Here is a 22,118-nt window from a genome sequence, read left to right on the forward strand (position 1 = left end):
ATCGTCGTCTTGCAATCCGATATCCCATTTGACTGGTCGGAATTGGCAAGGATTGATAACGGACCCGTAACAAAAACTTCCCGGCCCTTCGGCTGGGGCTGAACGGGGACGTACATGACGGAATCCGGGTCTTTCTTGCCGACCGGCGCCGAGCGCGACATGCCGCTGCGCCGGTTGATCGGCCCCTGGCAGGCGTCGTCGGTGGTGATGGGCATGGTCGTCGGCGCCGGTATCTTCCGCTCGGCGTCGTTCGTCGGCAGCGCACTGGGATCCGCATCCGCCGTCTATGCCGCCTGGACGATCGGCGGCATCGTCGCGCTGATCGGGGCGCTGTGTTACGCCGAACTGAGTTCGGCCTTTCCGCATCCCGGTGGCGATTATCGCTTCCTCAAGGAGGCCTATGGCGACACCATCGCGTTCCTGTTCGCCTGGTCGCGCTTTGCGGTGATCTTCACCGCCTCGGCCGCGATGCTCGCCTTCGTCGGGACCGATTATCTCGGCGAGATGATCCCGATGGACGGCACTGCGCGCGCGATCCTCGCGGGCACCCTCGTCGTTGCGCTCAGCGCGATCAACCTGCGTGGGTTACGGACGAGTGCGCGCAGCGAAGTGGTGTTCGTCCTGCTCGACGTCGTCGCGCTGCTCGCGGTCGGCGGCGCCGCATTGTGGCTGACGTTGCAGGGCGGCGTGGGGCATCATCCGGCCTCCGGCTCGTATCGCACACCCGATTTCGGCGTGGCGATGGTCTATGTCATGCTGGCTTATGGCGGCTTCAACGACGCCGCGACGCTCTCGGCCGAGGTGCGACGGCCGCGCGACATGACCCGCGCGCTGATCGGTGGGATGAGCGCGGTCACCGCACTCTACCTCGTCGCCAACTGGGCCTATCTGCAGGTCCTGGGCAGCGCCGGTCTCGCGACCAGCGACGCGCCTGCCGCCGCGGTGATGCTCGCCGTATTCGGGCGCACGGGCGAAACGATCATGGTCGCCGCGGTCGGACTGGCGACGATGGCGGTGCTCAACGCGCTGCTCATCGTCGGGGGGCGCACGCTTTATGCCGCGGCCGCCGACACGCCCGGGCTGGAACGGCTCGCCGGCTGGGACCTGTCGCGCGGCGTGCCGCGCGCGGCGATCCTGCTCCAGACCGTCATCACGCTGCTGCTGATCGTGTGGGGTGCCCTGACGCCGACCGGCTTTGCGACGATGGTCGACTATATGTCGCCGGTCTATTGGCTGTTCCTGACGCTCAGCGCGCTCGCCGTGCCGATCCTGCGCCGCAAGCGCCCGGCGGCGGTGCGGCCGTATCGCATGCCGTTCGCGCTATTGTTGTCGGCGATCTTCGCCGGAGTCGCGCTCTACATCCTTCGCGCCAGCGTCGTCCATGTCGGCCCGATCGGCGCGCTGACCAGCTTCGGTACGATCGTCATCGGTCTGGTCGCACGGTGGATCCTGCACCGCTACGCCGCGCGCCGCGACGCTCGCGAGGGCGCATGCGTCCACTGACGAACGCCGCGTGGGGCGCCGGACGGCTTTAGGCGAGCCGCGATCCTGTCGTTCAGCTCTTCGGCAGCCCGGGCGGGTTCGTCTGCGACCGGTCGATCGCTTCCGCCTCGAGGCCCCAGCGTTTGAGCAGCCGCGCGTAGGTGCCGTTGGCGATCTGCGCGTTGAGCGCCGCGGTGATCGGCTCGGCGAGTCCCGATCCCTTGCGCGTGGCCACCGCGACCTGCGCGGCCAGCGGCCAGCCGCCCGAAAAGCTGCCGACCTTGCGCGTCTTGCCGTCGCGCGCCGCCCAGGCGGAGGTGGAGTTCGGGTCGAACGACACGTCGACGCGGCCAGACAGCAACGCCAGCCGCATGATCCCGGTATCGTCATAATATTGCGGTTTCGCAGGCTTCAGCCCGGCGGCGATATTCTGCGCGTTCCAGCGATCGAGGATCTGCGACTGGTTGGTGCTCGCGCCCACCGCGACCGACAGGCCGGCGATGTCCCGCGGCGCGTTGACCGCCTTCACCGGCCCGTCGCTGCGCGTGTAGATGCCGAGCAGGTCGTTGCGATAGGTCGAGAAATCGAACTTGGCCTTGCGCTCCTCGGTCACCGTCACGTTCGACAGCACCGCGTCATATTTGCCCGATTCCAGCCCGAGCGGCCAATCCGCCCAGGCGACCGGGACGACATGCAGTTTCAATCCGAGGCTGTCGGCGATCAGTCGCGCGGTGTCGGGCTCGGTGCCGATCACCGTGGTGCCGTCGGCGGCGAAATCGGCGAGCGGCAATTGCCCGACCGTCATCGCGACGGTCAGCGTCCCCGGTTCGGCGAGACGCAGCGGCTTGGGCAGCCGCGCGATCACCGCATCGACCTTCTTCGCGCGGATCGGTGGTGCGTCCTGCGGCCCTGCCGCATCGGGCGGCGGCTTGCAGCCCGGCGAGACGAGCGTCAGCGCAAGGATCGTGGTGAGGATCAGCCGCATTCAGAGGACCTTGGAGAGGAATTCGGCGGTCCGCGCCTCGCGCGGCCGGGTGAGGATCTGGTCGGGCCGGCCGGTCTCGACGATGCGGCCGGCGTCCATGAACACGATCGTATCGGCGACCTCGCGTGCGAACCCGATCTCGTGCGTGACGATGATCAGCGTCGTGCCCGATCGCGCCAGCTCCTTGATGACGTCGAGCACCTCGCCGACCAGTTCGGGGTCGAGCGCCGAGGTCGGCTCGTCGAACAGCAATACCTTGGGTTTGAGCGCGAGCGCGCGGGCGATCGCGACGCGTTGCTGCTGGCCGCCCGACAGGTGGCGCGGATAGGCGTCCGCCTTCTCGGACAGGCCGACGCGCGCGAGCCATTCGCGCGCCTCCACCTCGACCTCGGCACGCGGGCGGCCGCGCGCGCTGACCGGGGCCTCGATCACATTCTCCAGCACGGTAAGATGCGGAAACAGGTTGAAGCCTTGGAACACCATGCCGACGTCGACACGGCGGCGCAGAATCTCGGGCTCCTTGAGCTCGAACAGCAGCTCGCCCTGCTGGCGGTAGCCAATCAGCGCGCCGTCGACCGCGATGAACCCCTCGTCGACGCGTTCGAGATGGTTGATCGTTCGCAGCAGCGTCGACTTGCCCGAACCCGAGCGGCCGAGGATGACGGTGACGCTGCCCGATGGCGCGGTGAACGACACGTCGTCGAGCACGCGCAACGCGCCGAAGCTCTTGGCGACGCGCTCTACCACCACCGTGCCGCCGCGCACGAACGGCAGCGGCACCCGCGGCGTTGCCGCCTGCGGGCGGGCGGGCGAGGGTGAGGACACGCGCGCTGTCGTGCCGGCGGCCCCGCGCGCGAACCGCCGCTCGATCCGCCGCTGCACCACCGACAGCGCGGTGAGGATGATGAGATACCAGACCGTTGCCACCATCAGCAGCGGCACGACGTCGAGGTTGCGCCGGTAGATGACCTGCACCGTGTAGAACAATTCGGGCAGCGCGAGGATGTAGACGACCGACGTCCCCTTCGCGAGATTGATGATCTCGTTGAACGCGGGCGGCAGGATGCTGCGCATCGCCTGCGGCAGCACGATGCCGAAGATCTGACGGCGGCGCGGCAGGCCGAGCGCGGCGGCGGCCTCGCGCTGGCCATGATCGACCGACAGGATGCCGCCGCGGATGATCTCCGACGAAAAGGCCGCCTGGTTGAGCGTCAGCCCGATCACCGCGGCGCTGAACGGGCTGATCAGCGCGGTCGTCGACCAGGACGCGAAGGTGATCCCGGTCAGCGGGACGCCGAGGCCGATCGTCGCATAGAGATAGCCGAGATTGTTGAGCAACAGCAGCAACACGATCAGCGGGATCGAGCGGAACAGCCAGATATAGCCCCACGCCACGCCGGCGAGCAGCGGCGATCCCGACACGCGCGCCAGTGCCAGCGTGGTGCCGAGCAGCGACCCGAACAGCGTGCCGAGCACCGTCAGCAGCAGCGTCCGCCCCAGCCCGGCGATCACCGGTTCCGACAGAAACCATTGCGCGAACACCGGCCAGCCCCAGCGCGGATTGCCGAGGATCGACGCGGCGATCGACGCGATCAGGATCACCGCGATGACCGTTCCTGCAGTCCGCGCCGGATAGCGCGCCGGGACGATGCGCAGATGGTCGTAGCGGCCGGTCGCGGCGTGGTGATCGGACGGCAGCACGGCGGCGGTCATGCGTCGCGCACCGTCTTCGCCAGCGCCTTTTCGAAGGGCAGCTTGAACAGCACGGCGAGATCGGCCTGCGGATCGTAGAGCGGCGTATAGCCGAGCCGGTGGTAGAGCGCCGCCGCCTCGGGCTGGCGGAAGCCGGTGGTGAGGAAGACGCGCGTATAGCCCAGCCGTGCCGCCTCCGCCTCCAGCGCGGTGACGATGCGGATCGCCAGCCCCTGCCGCCGGTGGCGGTCGGCGGTCCAGATCCGCTTGAGCTCGGCGGTGAGCGGATCGGCGTGGCGCATGAAGCCGCCGCCCGCGATGGGCTCGCCGTCGCGCAGGAGGAGCAGGAAGGCGCCGTGCGGTGGCTCGAACGCCTCCGCCGGATAGCGGTGATAGACCTCCTGTTCGGCGGCACCGGCATGATCGGGCAGGTCGCCGTAACGACGGTCGTATTCGCCGAGCAAGCCTTCGAGCAGTGGGTGGGCGAGCGGATCGCGCGGCGACGATGGGACGATCCGGTCCTGTTCAAATCCCGGCGGCGCGGCGGCGGCGCCGGCATGCAACGTGGCAGGGGCGGTGGACATCGGACGATCCTCCGGATTTAGGACAGATAGGTCTCGGCGAGCCGCGCCCAGAAGGCGGCGGCGGGCGCGATGACGGCATCGTTGAAGCGGTAGCGCGGGCTGTGCAGCGGCGCGCCGTCGCCGGTGCCGACGAACAGGAAGCTGCCCGGCCGCGCCTGCAGCATGAAGGCGAAATCCTCGCTCGCGGTGCGCGGCGCGAGGTCGGCGATCAGCCCCTCCGCGCCGAACAATCCGGTCGCGACATCGCGCGCGAAGGCGGTTTCGGCGGGATGGTTGATGACGCTGGGGAAACCGGGCCGCTGCTCGATCTCGGCGGTCGCGCCGAAGCCGGCGAGCACCTGCCGCGCGAGCTCGGGAATGCGCGCCTGCAACGCGTCGCGCACCTCGGGGCGGAAGGTGCGGACGGTCAGCTTGAGATCGACGTGATCGGGGATGACATTGGCCGCGTCGCCGCCGTGGATCGAGCCGACCGTCACCACGGCGGTGTCGAGCGGCGCGACGTTGCGCGACACGATCGTCTGCAAGGCGGTGATCAGATGCGCGGCGGCGACGACCGGGTCGACCGTCTCGTGCGGTGCGGCGCCATGGCCGCCCTTGCCGACGACGCGGATGCCGATCCAGTCGACCGAGGCCATCGCCGGCCCGTCGACGAAGCCGAGCTTGCCCGCGGGCAGGCCCGGCCAATTGTGCAGGCCATAGACCGCGTCGCAGGGAAACCGCTCGAACAGGCCGTCGGCGATCATCCGCTTCGCGCCCTGGCCGATCTCCTCGGCAGGCTGGAAGATCAGATGCAGCGTACCCGAGAATGTGCCCTGTTCGGCGAGATAGCGCGCCGCGGTGAGCAGGATCGTCGTATGACCGTCATGGCCGCAGGCGTGCATCCGGCCCGGTGCCTCGCTGGCGAACTCGAGCCCGCTCGCCTCCTCGATCGGCAGCGCGTCCATGTCCGCGCGGATGCCGAGCGACCGCGTCCCGTCGCCGCGCGTGAGCGTTCCGACCAGCCCGGTGCCGCCGACCCCGGTGGTGACCGCATAGCCCCAGCCGCGCAGCAGCTCGGCGACGCGCCCGCCGGTGCGATGTTCGTCCCACGCCAGTTCGGGGTGGCGATGGAAATCGTGCCGCAGCGCGATCGATTCGTCGATGAACGTCTCGATCGCGGCATGGACGGGCGCGACGTTGCGGCGAAGCACGGTATCGGTCATGCGCTGCGCCGCGTATCGGTGGCGTCCGTCGCCGGTGCCGCATGGCGGCTTTCGCGATAGGGCAGGCCGAGATGGTCGCGCAGCGTCGTGCCGTGCAGCACCCGGTCGTAGCGTCCGCGCGCTTCGAGTGCCGGCAGCACATGCGTCACGAAATCGTCGAGCCCTTCGCCGGCAACGGGAAAGCCGAGGATGAAGCCGTCCGCCGCGCCGGTATCGACCCAGCGGATGATCTCGTCGGCGACCTTTTCGCCGCTGCCGAGGAAATGCGGTCGCGGCGTCGCCGAGCGCAGCGCCACCTCGCGCAGCGTGAGGCCGAGCGCGCGCGCCTCCGCCTTGATCCGGTCGGTGGTCGAGCGGAAGCTGTTCGCGCCGATCTCGCCCAGATCGGGAAAGGGGTCGTCGAGCGGATAGGCGCTGAAATCATGATGGTCGAAGAAGCGGCCGAGATAGTCGAGTGCATCCTCGATCGTCAGCAGGTTGCGGATCGTCTCGAATTTCGCCTCCGCCGCCGCGTCCGTCGCGCCGGTGACCACGGCGATGCCGGGGAAGATCCTGACGTGATCCGCGGATCGGCCATGCACCACCGCGCTTGCCCGGACCTGCGCGCGGAAGCGCGTCGCCTCGTCGTGCGTCGCCGGACCGGTGAACACCGCATCGGCGAACTTGCCGGCGAGCCCGATCCCCGCCTCGGACGATCCCGCCTGGAAGATGACCGGCTGCCCCTGCGGCGACCGGCCGATGTTGAGCGGCCCCTCGACCGCGAAGAACCGCCCCTTGTGGTCGAGCCGGCGGAAGCGCGCCTTGTCGACATAGGTGCCGCTCGTCCGGTCGCGCGGGAAGGCGTCGTCGTCCCACGAATCCCACAGCCCTTGCGCCACGGTGAGATATTCGTCGGCGATCTCGTAGCGCAGCGCGTGATCGGGATGCGCGCGCCCGTAATTGCGGCCCGATCCCTCGAGCGGCGAGGTGACGACGTTCCATCCGGCGCGGCCGCCGCTGATGAGATCGAGCGAGGCGAATTGCCGCGCGACGGTGAACGGATCGCTGTACGAGGTCGATACGGTGCCGGCGAGGCCGATCCGGCTGGTCGAAGTGGCCAATGCGGACAGGATGGTCAGCGGCTCGAACCGGTTGAGGAAGTGGGGAATCGACTTTTCGTTGATGTAGAGCCCGTCGGCGACGAAGGCGAAAGCGATGCCGTTCGCCTCGGCCTTGAGCGCCTGTCCGGTGAGGAACGGCAGGTTGATGCTGGCGTCGGCCGGATTGCTCGGGTGCTTCCAGGCATGCATGTGGCCGCCGGGACCGTGCAGCATGAGGCCGAAGGGGATCGAAGACCGGCTGCTCATCGCATTCGCTCCTGGCGTGAAGGGGGTCAGGCCGCGCGCGTTTCGAAGGCGCGGGCGGGGGACAGGGTCAGCGGCGCGAGCCGCTCGATCGAATCGAGCCGCTGCGCGAACCCGGCGACCGGCGTGTCGATGACGAATTCGTCGACGCCGAACGCGGCGTGCAACCGGTCGAGCTCGGCGCGGATCTGCGCTCCGGTGCCCGACAGCACGTTCGGCACGATCTCCTCGGTCGTATAATCGGCGACGCCCGCCTGCCGCGCGAATTCGGCGGCGGCATCGAGATTGGGCAGGTTGACCGTCTGCCCGTCGGCGAGCCGTACGCGGTAGAGCCGCAGCGGCCCGACGTGGCGCTGGGCCTTCGCCTCGGTTTCCGCGGCGAAGGCGACGAGCGCGAGCAGCGGCGACCGGCCCGTCGCCGCCCGATACACGTCGAAGGCGCGGCCCATCCGTTCGGGATCGCCATCGAAATGGCCGGCATAGCAAAAGTCCCAGCCGAGCGCGCCGGCGAGCGCCGCACTCTCGACGCTGGCGCCGAGCAGGATGCGGTTCGCCGGCTCCTCCGGGCGCGGCGCGGCGATCGCGCCGGCATAGGGATGGTCGTCGGGCAGTGCGCCGGTGACGAAGGCATCGAGGTCGCGCAGCTTCGCCGCGAAATCCTGCGCCGCCGCACCCTGCTGGTTGGCGCGGAGCGCCCGCGTCGCATTGGGGAGGCCGCCCGGCGCCTTGCCGATCCCCAGATCGACCCGCCCCGGCGCAAGCGCGGCGAGCAGGTTGAACGTCTCGGCGACCTTGTACGGCGGATAATGTTGCAGCATCACGCCGCCCGAGCCGACCCGGATCCGCCGCGTGCGCGCGAGCACGAAGGCCGCGAGCGTCTCGGGCGCCGAGCTGCCCAGCGTCGCCATGCCGTGATGTTCGGCGAACCAATAGCGATGATAGCCGAGCTGGTCCGCGCGCACCGCAAGCTTGACGGTGCCGTCGAGCGCATCGGGCGCGGCGACCCCCTCGGGGATCAGGGCCTTGTCGAGGATGCTCAGGCGATAGGCCATGGTGGTCGCATATCCTCCGCATTGTTCGCCGCGACATCGGCGGTATCGTCTGACTTAATCCCTACCAATACCATATGATAACATAGTTCCGTCTGGAGCACTTAAAGCCCAGCTTTGCCGATCCTTCAGGAAAGCCCGATCGCCGGGCCAAGGCATTCCCTCGTCATGACAAAACATCGATACCCTATCGATCTAATAGGAATTATAGAATTTCTATCAGGCGATCGGCGCGACGCTCCGTAGGATGCGGGGGGCGGAGCGTGGCCGGGACAGGCCCTCCGTCCCGGTTCCGTCAGAATGGCCGGTCGTAGCGAATGGAGGTGCTCGCGTGACGGAGATTAACGTCCCTCGCTTGCCGAAGGCAAATCTGGTCGGTGCCGCGCCACGCCTTCGCCGCCGGGCGCGGTTCGGGATAAGCCTCGTCGCGGTCATGCTCGGGCTAGCTGCGGAGGGCGGAGCGCCGGTTCGCGCCGCCGATGCGGAGGCTACGGTCGACTGGGTCGCGGCGCCGATCGTCGCGGCACGGTCCGGGCGCCGCGTCGTCATCACCGTCCGCGGCACGATCCGCGACGGCTGGCACGTCTATGGGCTGAAGCAGGCGGCCAACGGTCCGACGCCGCTGCGCGTCTCGCTCGACCCGAATGCGGTCGCTCGAGCCGACGGTGCGGCCAGCGGCAGCAGTTCGATCAACGCGTTCGATCCCGCCTTCGGTTTCGTCACGCCGACGCATGCCCATGCCGTCAGCCTGACCGTGCCGGTGCGGCTTCGCGCCGGACTGGCACCGGGACGCCAGCAGGTACCGGTCACCATCCGCTACCAGTCCTGCGACGGCCGTATCTGCCTGCCGCCGCGAACGGTGCATATCGCGGCACCGGTCGAGATCGTCGCCTGAGCGATGGGAGGCGTGGTTCGCTCCCCCCGATCCGGTGCCGAGGCACGACGCGATCCCATGGCCGCGGTTATCGGGCCGCTGTCGCTCGTGGTGGCGACGCTGACGCTCGGTGGCGTCGTCGCCACCCGGCATATGATCGGTTACGCCGACGCGCAGATCGCGGTGCAGAACCAGGGCTATGTTCCGTTCAGCGATGAGCCGATCCGCTATCGCGATCCGGTCCGCGATCCCGTCGCGCTGGCGCAGAAGGCGCTCGACGAGGGCCGGGCGACGCTCGCCTATGACAAGGACCGCGGCTACCTGCCCGCGGTGCTCAAGCTGCTCGGCATCCCGGTCAGCTCGCAGACGCTGGTGTTTTCGAAAACCAGTTTCCAGTTCACCCGCATCTCCGCCGATCACCCCCGGGCGCTCTACTACAACGACGACGTCTATGTCGGCTCGGTGCATCAGGGAAAAACGGTGGAGCTGATCTCCTTCGATCCGATGCAGGGGGCGATCTTCTACCTGCTGGACGATGTCGACACCGCCCGGCCGCGATTCCAGCGCGCCGAGCTGGACTGTACCCAATGCCATATCGCCGCCGGTACGCGCGGAGTGCCGGGGGTGCTGCTACGCTCGGTCTACCCGGCGCCGACCGGCACGCTGACACCACGCGCACCGCAATATATCACCGACCAGAAAAGCCCGCTCGGCGAGCGCTGGGGCGGCTGGTACGTGACCGGCGCGCTGGCGTCGGCGACGATGGCCAATGCCGCGACCTTGCCGGCCGCTGCGGCAGTCACGCCGGCGGACCGGCGCTTGCCGGCGTTGGGACCGATTAGCACCCGCTTCGACGCCGCCGCCTATCTGACGTCGACCAGCGATCAGGTCGCGCTGCTGGTGCTCGGCCACCAGACGCAGATGCACAATCTCATCACATTGACCAACTACCAGACACGGATCGCGCTGCACATGCTGGCAGCGGGCGGCAAGGTCGCAGCGACCCCGCCGGCGCTCGAATCATTGCCGCCCGCGACGCAGGAGATGATCCGGCGCCCCGCCGAGCAACTGATCCGCTATCTGCTCTTCTCGGGCGAGACGCCGCTCGGCGGGCTGGACCGGCGCAGGACGATCGCCGCCTCCGCATTTGCGCGCACGTTCGCAGCGCAAGGTCCGCGCGACCGGAAAGGCCGCTCGCTCCGCGACTTCGACCTGCACGACCGGATCTTCCACTATCCGTGCAGCTACCTGATCTATTCCGCCGCGTTCGACGCGATCCCCGAGCCGGCCAAAGGTTATGTTTACCGGCGCTTGCTCGAAATCCTGACCGGCGGCGACCGGAACGCCGATTTCGCCAGTTTGTCGGCGGCGGATCGCGAGGCCATCCTGTCGATCCTGATCGACACCAAGCCGGACCTGCCGCCGGCATGGCGCCGCCACGCCGCCGCCACCGGCCCGTCGAACGTGCGCACGATCCTGAAGACGTAACGGCCCATCCATCATCCACCACGCGATAGGAGACCATCATGACGATGATTTTCAAAGCCACCGCATTCGCCGCCGCACTCCTCGCCGGCGCCCCCGTGATCGGCGCCGAGCCGAATGCATCCGCCGTCATCGGGCGATGGGACGCGGTCCTGTCGCGCAACGGTGTCGACATTCCCTTCCGCCTCGACATCGCGCCGGACGGGGAGGGGCTGAAGGGTGTCTTCTACGATGGCTTCAAGCCCTATGACGGCACCACCAGCGCCACCTTCCGCGACGGCAAACTGGTGCTGAACGTCGATCATTATCTTACCACCATCGATGCGAAGCTGCAGGGCGGCAATCTGGACGGCACCGTCGTCGCGCAGAATCGCGAGACGAGCGCCGACTATGCCTTCCACGCCGTTCGCCACGTCGATGCGCCGCCAGCCGCGGTGAAGGCGCCGGCGATCGCGGGCAATTGGGAAATCCCGCTCGCCACGCCCTCGTCGAAGGGCGAGAAGGCATTCCGCTTCGTCGTGCAGCAACAGGGGGCGGATGTCGCTGCGTCGATCCTGCGCATCGACGGCGACACCGGCGCCTATGCGGGCAGCTTCCGCGACGGCAAATGGGTGCTCAGCCATTTCGACGGCAGCCGCCCCGGCGTGATCGTCGTGACGCCCAGGGTGGACGGCGCGCTCGACATCCAGCAGCAAGTGGAGCGGCCGAAGGTCGCGGCGGCCGGCGAGGCGGCGCCCGTCGCCAGCGATTATGCGTCGGATGCGGCACCGGACGGCCGCTATGCGAAGACGCTGGTCGCCTATCGCCCCGCCGTCGCGCGGGCGAAGGGCTTTGCCGAGCCGGATGGCTTCCTCACCCATACCACGGTCACCAATCCGAACGAGAAGTTCAAATTCGCCTTCCCCGACAATGACGGCCGTATCGTCACCAACGAGGATCCCCGCTTCAAGGGCAAGGTGGTGGTGGCGGTCGTTACTGGCACCTGGTGCCCCAATTGCCACGACGAGGCGCAATATCTGGTCAAGCTGGATAAGCAATATCGCGATCGCGGGCTGGCGATCGTCGCGCTCAACTTCGAGGAGCCCGAGCAGCAGGACACGCTGAAGCGGCAGAAGGCGTTCGTGAAGCAATATGGCGTCAAATACACTTATCTGGAGGCGGGATCGCCCGCCCAGATGTGGGAGAAGGTGCCACAGCTCGCGCATCTCGACACCTGGCCCGCGACGATCTTCATCGGTCGCGACGGCAAGGTGAGGGCGGTTCACTCCGGCTTCGCGTCACCGGCCAGCGGCAGCTATCACGCCCAGCTCCAGCAGGATTTCACCGGTCGCATCGAGCAGTTGCTCGCGGAGCCGGCGCCTGCCGTCGCATCCGCTGGGTCTGCCGTGCGGGTCGCGGCGAAGTGATGCGGCGGACGCGGACTGTGCCGGTTCCGGCGCTGCATTGCACCGGAAGCAATGTGGGGTCGGATCGATGCCGGTCGGATGGACGCTGATGCTGCCCGGCGGCGCGGTGGTGCTGTGCGTGGTCGCCGCCGCAAATGCCCAGCATGTCGATCCGCGACCGCGCGGCGCGGTGCTGTTCGAGAATCGCTGCGCGCGGTGTCACGGCGTGGCGGGTGATGGCGACGGCGGCCTTGCGCCGTCGCTGATCGGTATCGTCGGTCGGCCGACGGCAAGTCGATCGGATTACGCCTATTCCACGGCGTTGAAGGCGAAGGGCGGTATCTGGTCGCCGGAGATGCTCGATCGCTATCTCGCCGACCCGCAGGCCTTCGCGCCGGGTACGGAGATGGACGTCCATTCGCCCGACCCGGCCGAGCGCGCGGCGATCATCGAGCAATTGAAGGAGCTACGATAATGGGCGGCGATCCAGGCTCCGCCGACCCGGCAACGATTGGCCCGGTACTGGCCGAAGGGGGTGATCGGACGGCATCGGTCAGCGACATGGCGGCCCCGCCGGCGGAGACGGCGGTGATATGGGACGGGTGGGTACGCCTGGTCCATTGGCTGATCGTGCTGCTCTTCGCCGTCTCCTGGTACACACATGGCGGCAATCTGGAATGGCACCGTTATGCCGGCTATGGGCTGCTCACGCTGGTGCTGTTCCGCATCTATTGGGGCTTCGCCGGCAGTACCACCGCGCGATTCTCCCATTTCGTCACCGGCCCCGCCGCCACGATCCGCTATGCGCGCACGTTGCTGCGGCGCACGTCCGCGACCCGGGTCGGGCACAATCCACTGGGCGCGATCGCCATCGTCCTGCTGCTCGCGCTGTTGCTGACGCAATGCCTGATCGGGCTGTTCGTGACCGATATCGATGGGTTGGAATCGGGGCCACTATCGGCCTGGGTCAGCTTCGACACCGGTCGGCTGCTGTCGGAATGGCATGGCCGCATCTTCAGGGCGTTGCAGGCGCTGGTCGCGATCCATGTCGTCGCGATCCTCTTCTATCTGATCGTTCGGCGCGACAATCTGATCGGCCCGATGCTCACCGGCCGCAAGCATCTGGTCGAACGGGTCGAGCCGCTGCGGCTCGACCGCTGGTGGCACGGCGCTGCGGCTTTGATCGTCGTCGCGGTTCTCGTCCTCGCCGTCGTGCGGACAGGCTGACCGCGCCATCCATTCCCCCCTTATCGAGCGAGAGAGACGATGTTCTGTAAACGACTGACCCGGGGCCTGCCGACGATCATCATGCTGCTGGCGGGTACGGCCGCGGTGGCGGGCGGCGTCAATGACGTGATCGCCACGCGACAGGCGCACTATCGGGAGATCGGCAAGGCGTTCAAGGCGATCAACGACCAGCTCAAATCCGGCAGTCCCGACCTCGCCGTCATCAGGGCCAATGCGCCGGTGGTCGAGCGGCTGGCGCGACAGCAAGGCAAGGAGAATTGGTTTCCCGCCGGATCGCAGGCCGGGCAGGGACTGCAGACCTCGGCAAAGCCCGCCATCTGGCAGAACCGGGCCGACTTCGAGGCCAAGCGCGCTGATTTCCTAAGGGCTGCGGCCGGCTATACCGCGATCACGGGCAGAGGCGACGTCGCGGCGGTCGGCGCCGCGACCGCGACGATCGGCAAGACCTGCAAAGGCTGCCACGAAAGCTATCGCGATCAGGACAGGAGCTGACGATACGACCGCCGGCGCCTTCATTGGTCGATGTGCCCGTTTTCGGAATTTGCCACTCCATTCTCCTCCCGCTGTTCGTCGGGGAATCTCATCATAGTACGGTGAGCCGGACAGTTTTCGACGGTGTTCTGACAATATGATATTCGATAACTGCCAATAAAAGACAGTTTTTCCCAAGTCATGATATGTAAAGCCGAAATGTATATTGGAGAAGAATTGCTGTTTTGTTGATCTGGCATTTAAAAGATCATCGTCCCTTTGCCCTCCCACACCGTCGCGCCGCGAGATCGGCAGACGGCGGCTGGGGGGCCAGACAAGGGGGAACAGCTTTGGCCATCTTCACCATCGTGCGCGTCGCGTTGCTGGCATCGGCAATGTCGGCCACCATCGTTCATGCCACCGATCGCAAGCCGTCCGACACCGCGTCGGCCGCGACGGCTGACGGAAGCGACGACATCGTCGTCACCGGTACGCGGCTGACCGGCACCCGTGCTGCCGACAGTCCGGCGCCGATCCAGTTGGTCGACAGCAGCAGTCTCGTCCGCACCGGCCAGCCCGGCCTCGTGCAGGCACTCAACCGCATCGTGCCGTCGCTGAACGTGCAGGCCTTTGGCGGTGATGCCGGCAACCTTAAACTGTCGCTGCGACTGCGCGGGTTGAGCGCCAATCACGCGCTCATCCTGATCGACGGCAAGCGTCGGCACGGCACGTCCAACCTCACGGTGGCCACGACCGGCGGCTTCGTCGGTGCGGCGGCAGCAGACCTCAGCTTCATCCCGGTCAGCGCGATCGATCATGTCGAGGTACTCACCGACGGCGCCGCGGCGCAATATGGTACCGATGCGATTGCCGGCGTCATCAACGTCATCCTCAAGAAGAACCACCGCGGCGGCCTGCTCACCGCGACCGGCGGCGCCTATGGCGAGGGCGATGGCGAGACGCTGGGCGGCGCAGCCAATATCGGGCTGGGGTCGTCGTCGGCCTTCCTGAACGTGACCGGCGAGCATCGCTATCACGATTATAGCGATCGCGGCGGGCCCGATCAGCGGGTCTTCACCGCCGCCAACCGTGCCAATCCGGCGCTGCCGTTAATTCCCGGCTATCCGCATCTCAACCGTATCTACGGCGACTCCAAATATGAGCTGTCGCTGTTGAGCTACAATGCCGGGCTAGATCTGGGTAGCGTGGAACTCTATTCCTTCGGCAATTACGGTCATCGCTTCGGCCAGTCGCGCCAGAACTATCGCTTTCCCAATATCGCGCCGACGCTCTGGCCACAGGGCTTTACGCCGGTGTTGACCGACGACGAGGACGATCTGTCCGTCACCGGCGGGGCGCGCGGCGAACTGGCCGGCTGGCATTGGGATTTGGCGTCTACCTATGGCAAGGATATCAATCGGATCCGCAACATTCATTCCGCCAATAGCTCGCTGATCGCGGACACCGGCACCAGCCCGACCGACTTTCACGTCGGCGATTTCGTCGCCAGCCAATGGAGCAATACGCTCGATATCAGCCGTCCGATCGAGATCGGGCTGGCGGGGCCGCTCAACGTCGCAATCGGCGCGGAATATCGACAGGAAAGCTATGGTATCCGCGCCGGCGACGCGCCATCGCGCTACAAGACCGGCGTGCAGGCCTATCCCGGTTTCGCGCTGACCGACGCCGGCACGCACCGGCGGCGCAACGTCGCGGCCTATGTCGATCTGGCGGCGGAGCCGGTCGCGCGGCTCCAGCTCGATGCCGCCGGACGCTTCGAGCATTTCAGCGACTTCGGCGACACGCGCGTCGGCAAACTCACCGCCCGCTACGATACCTCGCCCGCCCTCGCGCTGCGCGGCACGATCAGCACCGGTTTCCGCGCGCCGACCCTGGCGGAAGAATATTATTCGGCCACCAAGGTGTCGCCGACCTCTGCCGGCGTCAATCTGCCCGCGAACGGCGCCGCGGCGCGGTTGCTCGGAATCACCGGATTGCGACCGGAGAAGTCGACCAATGTCAGCGCCGGTCTGGTTCTTCGTCCGGCCCACCGGCTCAACGCCACGCTGGACCTCTACCGGATCGATCTTCGCGACCGGATCGTCAGTACCGGCACCGTCTACGGCCTGCAGACGATCAACGGTGTCCGGACGGTGCGCTCGCAGGCGGTGACCGACGCGATCATCGCGAACGGCAACGTCATCGACCAGACCGTGACGTCGACGTCGATCTCAACCTTCGTCAATGGCGCGGACAGCCGGACCAAAGGCGTCGATCTGGTCGTCAATTACGATCTGCCGCTGCCCGGGTCGGCGACGCTCGACCTGACCTTGATGGGCAATTACGGCCGGACCCGCCTGACGAAGCTGGCCGCCCCGTCGCCCCAGATTGCCGCGTCGGGTCAGCGCTATCTGGACCTGACCGCGATCTCCTATCTCGAAACCGCCGCGCCCGACTATAAGCTGTCGCTCGACAATGTCTTTCGTAAGGATGGCTGGGCGATCGACTTGCGCGGTACGCTCTATGGCCCGTCGTCGGCCTGGATCGACGGCGGCGGCACCAGCAATTTCGTTCGTAACGTCGTCGACGAGGCGCTGATCGTCGACCTCGACATTCACTATGCGATCACCAGCGCGATCGGCATATCAATCGGCGCGAACAATCTGTTCAACGTCTATCCGACCAAGGTCGACCCGATCACTTACGCCGCCGGGCTGGCCGCGAGCGGCAACGGCGTCGCCACGACCAACAATTGGGCGCCGTTCGGCATCAACGGTGGCTATTACTACAGCAACCTGACGATCAAATTCTGATGTGGGGGCGGGACCCGCCGGCGCCCGGCGGGTCCTCGCATGACGCGGATCGTCACCTTGTCATCGGGCGCAGCACCGGTCAGCGCTGTGGCACACCGCCGCATGCCAAGGTGACGGCAGTCCATCGCCTCACGCTTTCGCGCGGTCCGGCGGTCATAATCCTACCGACAGCGTCGCCTGCACCGTCCGCGGGCTGAGCGGCCGGAACAGTCCGTCGCCCGTCACCGCCGGCGAGATGAAGGACAAAGCGTCCTTGTCGAACAGATTGTCGACGTTCAGCCGCAGGCGGATGGTGCGGATCGGCCCGATGCTGATGCCGTCGCCGATATCGACATAGGCGGATACGACGGTGAAGCCGGGCACCTGCGATCCGGGCGCGTTGACGAAGGTCGACTGGCGCCGGCTGGTATATTTGGCGGAGAGGTTCGCCACCAGCCAGCTCGCCGGTTCCACCGTCAGCCCGCCCGACACGATCCAGCGCGCACTGTCGGGGATCGTCTTGCCGACGGTCGCGAAAGCGGTCGGGCTGGCCGCGATATCGTCAAGGAAAGTGGCGTTGTTCCAGGTGACGTTGAGGTTGGCGTAGGCAAGACCGCCGGTCCATGCGGGCCGGTAATTGCCTAGCAGCTCGACGCCATAGGCGCGCGTCCGTCCGACATTCTGGTAGAAGGTCTCGGTGACGGTGGTGGTGCCGGGCAGGATAGCGGCGATCGCCTGGATGCGATTGTCGAAGCGCGTGTAATAGCCGGTCAGCGATGCGAAGAGTTCGCGCTGGTTGGTGCGGATGCCCAGCTCCGCGTTGCGCGACCGTTCGGGCGCGGGCGCCGCCACCACCGCCGCCGAGCTGTTAAGCGCGACCGCATAGATATCGTCCATGCCCTTGGGCAGCGCGAGATTCTCCGAATATGAGGCGAACATCTGGCTGTGGTCGTCGGGCAGCCGCAGCAACAGGCCGGCGGTCGGCAGGAAGGCGTCGCGATAATGCGCGCGATTGTAATGCGGGCCCCAGCCGGGTCGCACCGTGTCCGCCACGACGCGCGCATAATCGTTGAAGTCGCGATAGCCGCGCTGCTGATAGTCGAGGTCCAGCCCCTTGATGCCAAGGTCGAGGCTGACCGCGGGCGAGAGGGCGATCCGGTCGCGCAGGAAGACCTGCGTCGTCTCGCGTCGCGACCGATAGTCGCGGCGGCGATACACCACTTCGCCGTAATTGGCGGCGCTGGCCGGCGACCCGTCGGTCGTGTTGTAGCGCAGCTGCGTGCGGTGATAGCGATCGCTTTCCGCCCAGATGCCCAGATCGATCGCGTGCGCGCCGAGATCGGCATGCAGCGCTTCGACGATGCCGTAGCGGTCGCCGCCGACTCCCGAATAGCCGAATTGCGTGCCGCGCGGCGCCACCACGGCCTGACCCAGCGCGGCCTGCTGGCGATAGCGCGTCAGGCTGTTGGCATAACTGTCGGGCGATACGCCATAGCCGGATTTGTCTTCCCAATAGACCGTCGTCTCCAGCTGCACGCCATCGGCGATGCCGGCATGCGCCGTGCCGCCGTAGAGCCGGTCATGGCGGACGTTGATCGCGAGATGCGAATTGTAGGTATAATTGGCGTTCGAATAGCGCGGTCCGCCGGTGACCGGCGCATACTCCGGCACGCTGCCGATATAGCCCCGGTCGCGGCCGGTCTTGCCACCAAGATCGGGAGTCGCCGACAGATAGTCGGTACGCGACAGGGTGGGCGAGTCATAGTCGAAGAAATCGTTGCTGACGAACTTCAGCCGTGCCCAGCTGTCGCCGCCCAGCTCGATCTGCGCCGCCGCCTCCCAATGTTCGCGGTCGACGCTGCCCGCGCCGCGCCACAGGTCGCTGTCGAGCTTGGTCCGGCTGACGAACGCCGCGACCGGTCCGATCCGGCCGCTGCTCAGCCGCACGAAGGTGCGTTTGAGCCCATAGTCGCCGAGCGTCTGCGCGGCGAAGGCGCCCGCCTCGTCCTGCGGCGCGATCGAGCGATAGGACACGATCGGGCCGAGCGACGCATAACTCGGCGCGGTGACGCCGCCGGCGCCGGGCGACGCCTCCACGACCGCGAGATTCTCATTGTCGACATAGCGGAACACCGGGCTGCCGCCGAACGCGTCGCTGCGCCCGGTGGGAATGCCGTCCACGACGAAACCGATCTGGTCGAGGTTGAAGGCGCGCACCTGCACGCTGTTGCCGAACTCGTAGAGGCCGAGCGCACCGTCGGTCTGCACGTTGAAGCCCGGCAGCGCCTCCAGCATCTTCAGTCCCGAGATGCCCGAGGGTGCCGAAAGCAGCGCGTCGCGGGTCACCGCGACCGTGCTGGTCGTCCGATCCTCGCCGATCGCCTGCGTCGCCTGTGAGATGCGCCGGCCGCTGACGACGATCTCGCCGCCTTCCTGCGGCTGGTCCGTATCGACCTGTCCCGTCTCGGGCCGCCCGTTCTGCGCCGTCGCCAGGCCCGGCACCAGCACCATGATCGGCATCAGTGCGATGCAGGCGCGTCGCCGCGCACGTGAAGCACTCATCTCGTTCCCCCTTAGATGGCTTGATGCCCGGGCGTATCGCCCTCGGCACGCCGCCATCGTGTCGATCCGTCGGCCGGGAGCAACAAACTTATACTATATTGATGGGAATTCGACTCGCGGCCATGGCGGTCGTCCGACATCGCACAAGCGAGCGACGTCCGACCAGCTGTCCGGTGCACTGCCGAGGCATCGGAATGGGGAGGGGGTTAGACCGACGCCGACCCCGCAATGGGGGGAAATGGCTCCCTGAGTAGGATTCGAACCTACGGCCGCTCGATTAACAGTCGAGAGCTCTACCGCTGAGCTATCAGGGAACGTTGCGTCGTGGAGGGGGTCTATAGCCGCCAGAAATCGGAGTGCAACCCCGTTGTCACCTTTTTCCACAGCTTCGTGTCAGGAGACGAACTGCTCCATCGTGATGCGGTCGTCGAGCGCGTGCTCGGGGTCGAACAGCAAGGTCAGCTCGCGCGCGCGGTCCATGCAGATCGCCACCTCGGCGACGTCGCGGAACTCGCGCTGGTCGGCGACCGCCGAGACCGGGCGCTTGGCGGGGTCGAGCACGCGCAGCGTGATCCGCGCCTTGTCGGGCAGGATCGCGCCGCGCCAGCGCCGCGGCCGGAACGGGCTGATCGGGGTCAGCGCCAGCATGTTCGAGCCGAGCGGCAGGATCGGCCCCTGCGCCGACAGATTGTAGGCGGTCGACCCCGCCGGCGTCGCGACGAGGATACCGTCGCAGGCGAGTTCGGGCATGACGACGCGGTCGTTGACGGTCACTTCCAGCTTCGCGGTCTGCCGCGTCTCGCGCAGCAGCGACACCTCGTTGATCGCCGGCGCGCGATGGACGCGGCCGTCGATGCCGGTGATCGTCGCGGCGAGCGGCGTCACCTTGAACGATTTGGCGCGGTCGAGCCGCTCGCCGATGCCGTGGCGGCGCCATTCGTTCATCAGGAAGCCGACCGTGCCGAGGTTCATCCCGAACACCGGCACCGGCGCGGCGCGCCGGTCGAGCAGGCCGTGCAGCGTCTGCAACATGAAACCGTCGCCGCCCAGCGCGATGATCACGTCGGCCTCGGCGGGATCGACCCAGTCGAGCGCGTCGGCAAGCTCCGCCGCCGCGGCCTGCGCGGGGGCCGTCGGGGAGGCGACCAGCGCCCGCCGCTCGTAGCTCATCCGCCGGTGACGCTCATGTGGCGGGCGACCGCGGGCGCGGCATCGCGGCCGATGCGGAAATCGTGCCTCGCCGGCTTGCGGGTGAGGCCGAGATCGATCGCCGCGTCGAGCCCGTCGATGCCGCCGTCGCGCAGCGCCGCCTTGAGATCGACCTGATCGTCATGGCCGAGGCACAGATAGAGCTTGCCCTCGGTGGTCAGCCGCACGCGGTTGCAGCCGTCGCAGAAATTGGCGGTGAGCGGCGAGATCAGGCCGAGCTTCGTCGCCGTCCCCTCGACCCGCCAATAGCGCGCGGGGCCGCCGGTGCGATGCGAGTCGCGGTGTAGCGCGAATTGCGTCTGGAGATCGGCGAGCACGCGGGTCAGCGGCACGAAGCGATCGGTGCGATCCTCGTCGATCGCGCCGAGCGGCATCGTCTCGATCAGCGACAGATCGTGGCCTTCTTCTACGCACCAGCGCAGCATCGCCGGGATTTCGGCCTCGTTGAGCCCGGCGAGTGCGACCATGTTGATCTTGACCGCGAGCCCCGCCGCCTTCGCCGCGGCGATACCGCGCAGCACCTGGTCGAGGTCGCCGTGGCGGGTGATGTAGCGGAAGCGCTCGGCGTCGAGGCTGTCGAGGCTGACGTTGATCCGGCGGATGCCGGCGTCGACCATCTCCTGCGCATGCTGGTCGAGCCGCGTCGCATTGGTCGTCATCGTCAGCTCGTCGAGCCCGGCGCCGACGTGGCGGCCGAGCCGCCGCACCAGATCGCCGACGTCGCGGCGCACCAGCGGCTCGCCGCCCGACAGGCGGATCTTGGTCACGCCGCGCGCGATGAACCGCTCGGCGATGATCGCGATCTCGTCGAGGCTCAGCAACTTGGCACGCGGCAGGAAGGTCATCTGCTCGGCCATGCAATAGCGGCAGCGCAGGTCGCACCGGTCGGTGACCGAGATGCGCAGATAGCGGATGGTGCGACCCTGGGGATCGACCAGCGCCGCGGCGGATTGGGGGAGTACGCTGGTCATAGGATGGAGCTAGGCGGTCAACCGTCCAGCGACAAGTCCGTTCCCGTTCGACAGATCGCCACCACCTGCCATTGCCGCTTTGCGGTCAGGGGCTTAGGCAGGGGGCAATGGGTATCGAGGCCGAGCGGGCGACGCTGTTCATCGTTTCGGGCGCGGCCCGCAGTGCGGGCGACGCCGCGATCGGCGATCTGCCCGGCTGGCGGATCGTCGCCGACGAGGGCGGCGAGGGGGTCGCGGCACGCGCGCTGGCGAGCCGGCCGGCGCTGTTGCTGGTTGACGGCCGCGGCGATCCCGCCGGCGCCCTCGCCGGCGTCCGCGCGCTCGGCGGCCTCGCCGGGGCGACCGGCGGCGCCTTGCTCGCGGTGGTCGACGACGGTGCGGCGCTCGACGAACTGCACGTCGCCGGCGCCACCCACTTTCTGATCGACCGCGGCGATCCCGCCGAGCTCCACCAGGCGATCCGCTTCGCCGCGCGCACGCCGCCGCGCGAGCCCGGCGAGCGTCGCGGGCGCGGCATCGGCATCAGCGTCGAGGCGGGCGATGCCGAAGCCTGGATCGGCAGCCGCCTCGCCGCGGGCACGCCGGTCGGCGTGCTGATGATCGCGCTGTCGCGGCTCGACATCCTCAACGCGGCGCGCGGCCGCGCGGTCGGCGACGCGCTGATCGCCGCGGCGCGCGCGCGGGTCGAGGCGATCACGCTGGCGCTGCTCGGCCCGGCCGGCTTCGTCGCCGCGCCGACCGGCGGCGACATGATCGTCGCCGCCGCCGCGGCGCCGGCGACGCT

Annotated in this window: 17 protein-coding genes, 1 tRNA gene and 1 pseudogene; 9 read left to right on the forward strand and 10 right to left on the reverse strand. The window is 67.7% G+C overall.

Going from position 1 to position 22,118, the window contains the following annotated elements:
• The first annotated feature begins 114 nt into the window (after positions 1–114).
• Positions 115–1,503 carry an APC family permease gene (locus FFS23_RS12320; RefSeq protein WP_137898821.1) on the forward strand — a complete coding sequence of 463 codons (1,389 nt, stop codon included), beginning with the start codon at positions 115–117 and terminating at the stop codon, positions 1,501–1,503.
• Between the two features lie 52 nt (positions 1,504–1,555).
• On the opposite strand, the gene FFS23_RS12325 is transcribed toward FFS23_RS12320, so the two are convergent.
• The 6 genes from FFS23_RS12325 to FFS23_RS12350 are packed head-to-tail and all read right to left on the reverse strand — an operon-like array spanning position 1,556 to position 8,340.
• Positions 1,556–2,467 carry an ABC transporter substrate-binding protein gene (locus FFS23_RS12325; RefSeq protein WP_137898822.1) on the reverse strand — a complete coding sequence of 304 codons (912 nt, stop codon included), beginning with the start codon at positions 2,465–2,467 and terminating at the stop codon, positions 1,556–1,558.
• The gene (locus tag FFS23_RS20720; RefSeq protein WP_137898823.1) at positions 2,468–4,180 is read right to left on the reverse strand and encodes an amino acid ABC transporter permease/ATP-binding protein; all 1,713 of its coding nucleotides are present in this window, start codon (positions 4,178–4,180) and stop codon (positions 2,468–2,470) included.
• The gene (locus FFS23_RS12335; RefSeq protein WP_137898824.1) at positions 4,177–4,743 is read right to left on the reverse strand and encodes a GNAT family N-acetyltransferase; all 567 of its coding nucleotides are present in this window, start codon (positions 4,741–4,743) and stop codon (positions 4,177–4,179) included. The genes FFS23_RS20720 and FFS23_RS12335 overlap by 4 nt, the downstream gene beginning before the upstream one ends.
• A 17-nt stretch (positions 4,744–4,760) precedes the next feature.
• Positions 4,761–5,945, reverse strand: coding sequence for a M20 aminoacylase family protein (locus FFS23_RS12340; RefSeq protein WP_137898825.1), 1,185 nt, complete (start codon positions 5,943–5,945; stop codon positions 4,761–4,763).
• Entirely contained in the window at positions 5,942–7,291 is a 1,350-nt protein-coding gene (locus FFS23_RS12345) for an LLM class flavin-dependent oxidoreductase (RefSeq protein WP_137898826.1), read from the reverse strand. The genes FFS23_RS12340 and FFS23_RS12345 overlap by 4 nt, the downstream gene beginning before the upstream one ends.
• A gap of 26 nt (positions 7,292–7,317) precedes the next feature.
• Positions 7,318–8,340: an LLM class flavin-dependent oxidoreductase gene (locus tag FFS23_RS12350; RefSeq protein WP_137898827.1), complete on the reverse strand. Its 1,023-nt coding sequence runs from the start codon at positions 8,338–8,340 to the stop codon at positions 7,318–7,320.
• A 352-nt stretch (positions 8,341–8,692) separates the two neighbouring features.
• Between FFS23_RS12350 and FFS23_RS12355 the strand changes: the two genes are divergently transcribed.
• The 7 genes from FFS23_RS12355 (at position 8,693) to FFS23_RS12385 (ending at position 16,613) form a co-directional block, all read left to right on the forward strand.
• A complete protein-coding gene (locus tag FFS23_RS12355; RefSeq protein ID WP_171009470.1) occupies positions 8,693–9,232 on the forward strand; it encodes a protein-disulfide reductase DsbD domain-containing protein in 540 nt (179 codons plus the stop codon).
• A 57-nt stretch (positions 9,233–9,289) separates the two neighbouring features.
• Positions 9,290–10,699 carry a hypothetical protein gene (locus tag FFS23_RS12360; RefSeq protein WP_137898829.1) on the forward strand — a complete coding sequence of 470 codons (1,410 nt, stop codon included), beginning with the start codon at positions 9,290–9,292 and terminating at the stop codon, positions 10,697–10,699.
• 38 nt (positions 10,700–10,737) lie between these two features.
• Positions 10,738–12,102: a peroxiredoxin family protein gene (locus tag FFS23_RS12365; protein WP_038658256.1), complete on the forward strand. Its 1,365-nt coding sequence runs from the start codon at positions 10,738–10,740 to the stop codon at positions 12,100–12,102.
• Between the two features lie 67 nt (positions 12,103–12,169).
• On the forward strand, positions 12,170–12,556 hold the full coding sequence (locus FFS23_RS12370; protein ID WP_137898830.1) for a c-type cytochrome: 387 nt from the start codon (positions 12,170–12,172) through the stop codon (positions 12,554–12,556).
• Positions 12,556–13,308, forward strand: a complete 753-nt coding sequence (locus tag FFS23_RS12375) for a cytochrome b/b6 domain-containing protein (RefSeq protein WP_212742960.1) — start codon at positions 12,556–12,558, stop codon at positions 13,306–13,308. The genes FFS23_RS12370 and FFS23_RS12375 overlap by 1 nt, the downstream gene beginning before the upstream one ends.
• A 39-nt stretch (positions 13,309–13,347) precedes the next feature.
• On the forward strand, positions 13,348–13,821 hold the full coding sequence (locus FFS23_RS12380; protein WP_137898831.1) for a c-type cytochrome: 474 nt from the start codon (positions 13,348–13,350) through the stop codon (positions 13,819–13,821).
• Between the two features lie 329 nt (positions 13,822–14,150).
• Positions 14,151–16,613, forward strand: coding sequence for a TonB-dependent receptor plug domain-containing protein (locus FFS23_RS12385; protein WP_212742961.1), 2,463 nt, complete (start codon positions 14,151–14,153; stop codon positions 16,611–16,613).
• Between the two features lie 153 nt (positions 16,614–16,766).
• On the opposite strand, the gene FFS23_RS12390 is transcribed toward FFS23_RS12385, so the two are convergent.
• The 4 genes from FFS23_RS12390 to moaA form a co-directional block, all read right to left on the reverse strand.
• Positions 16,767–19,154, reverse strand: a complete 2,388-nt coding sequence (locus FFS23_RS12390; RefSeq protein ID WP_249340658.1) for a TonB-dependent receptor — start codon at positions 19,152–19,154, stop codon at positions 16,767–16,769.
• Positions 19,155–19,393: 239 nt separating this feature from the next.
• Positions 19,394–19,468, reverse strand: a tRNA-Asn gene (locus tag FFS23_RS12395).
• Between the two features lie 79 nt (positions 19,469–19,547).
• A complete protein-coding gene (locus tag FFS23_RS12400; protein ID WP_038658258.1) occupies positions 19,548–20,324 on the reverse strand; it encodes an NAD kinase in 777 nt (258 codons plus the stop codon).
• Positions 20,321–21,334 (reverse strand): GTP 3',8-cyclase MoaA, encoded by a 1,014-nt coding sequence (moaA, locus tag FFS23_RS12405; protein ID WP_137898832.1) that lies wholly within the window; start codon positions 21,332–21,334, stop codon positions 20,321–20,323. The genes FFS23_RS12400 and moaA overlap by 4 nt, the downstream gene beginning before the upstream one ends.
• A gap of 107 nt (positions 21,335–21,441) precedes the next feature.
• Here moaA and FFS23_RS12410 point away from each other — a divergent pair.
• Positions 21,442–22,118: pseudogene (locus FFS23_RS12410) on the forward strand (GGDEF domain-containing phosphodiesterase); the annotation flags it as partial.

The sequence above is a fragment of the Sphingomonas sp. 2SG genome, assembly GCF_005503285.1.
Taxonomy (GTDB): Bacteria; Pseudomonadota; Alphaproteobacteria; order Sphingomonadales; family Sphingomonadaceae; genus Sphingomonas; species Sphingomonas taxi.

Bases quoted from the DNA above. Each gene is read 5' to 3' on its own strand.
- FFS23_RS12365 (WP_038658256.1), top strand. From the start codon at position 10,738: ATGACGATGATTTTCAAAGCCACCGCATTCGCCGCCGCACTCCTCGCC.
- moaA (WP_137898832.1), bottom strand. From the start codon at position 21,334: ATGACCAGCGTACTCCCCCAATCCGCCGCGGCGCTGGTCGATCCCCAG.
- FFS23_RS12360 (WP_137898829.1), top strand. From the start codon at position 9,290: ATGGCCGCGGTTATCGGGCCGCTGTCGCTCGTGGTGGCGACGCTGACG.
- FFS23_RS12325 (WP_137898822.1), bottom strand. From the start codon at position 2,467: ATGCGGCTGATCCTCACCACGATCCTTGCGCTGACGCTCGTCTCGCCG.
- FFS23_RS12335 (WP_137898824.1), bottom strand. From the start codon at position 4,743: ATGTCCACCGCCCCTGCCACGTTGCATGCCGGCGCCGCCGCCGCGCCG.
- FFS23_RS12350 (WP_137898827.1), bottom strand. From the start codon at position 8,340: ATGGCCTATCGCCTGAGCATCCTCGACAAGGCCCTGATCCCCGAGGGG.
- FFS23_RS12375 (WP_212742960.1), top strand. From the start codon at position 12,556: ATGGGCGGCGATCCAGGCTCCGCCGACCCGGCAACGATTGGCCCGGTA.
- FFS23_RS12320 (WP_137898821.1), top strand. From the start codon at position 115: ATGACGGAATCCGGGTCTTTCTTGCCGACCGGCGCCGAGCGCGACATG.
- FFS23_RS12400 (WP_038658258.1), bottom strand. From the start codon at position 20,324: ATGAGCTACGAGCGGCGGGCGCTGGTCGCCTCCCCGACGGCCCCCGCG.
- FFS23_RS12380 (WP_137898831.1), top strand. From the start codon at position 13,348: ATGTTCTGTAAACGACTGACCCGGGGCCTGCCGACGATCATCATGCTG.
- FFS23_RS12370 (WP_137898830.1), top strand. From the start codon at position 12,170: ATGCCGGTCGGATGGACGCTGATGCTGCCCGGCGGCGCGGTGGTGCTG.
- FFS23_RS12345 (WP_137898826.1), bottom strand. From the start codon at position 7,291: ATGAGCAGCCGGTCTTCGATCCCCTTCGGCCTCATGCTGCACGGTCCC.
- FFS23_RS12340 (WP_137898825.1), bottom strand. From the start codon at position 5,945: ATGACCGATACCGTGCTTCGCCGCAACGTCGCGCCCGTCCATGCCGCG.
- FFS23_RS12390 (WP_249340658.1), bottom strand. From the start codon at position 19,154: ATGAGTGCTTCACGTGCGCGGCGACGCGCCTGCATCGCACTGATGCCG.
- FFS23_RS20720 (WP_137898823.1), bottom strand. From the start codon at position 4,180: ATGACCGCCGCCGTGCTGCCGTCCGATCACCACGCCGCGACCGGCCGC.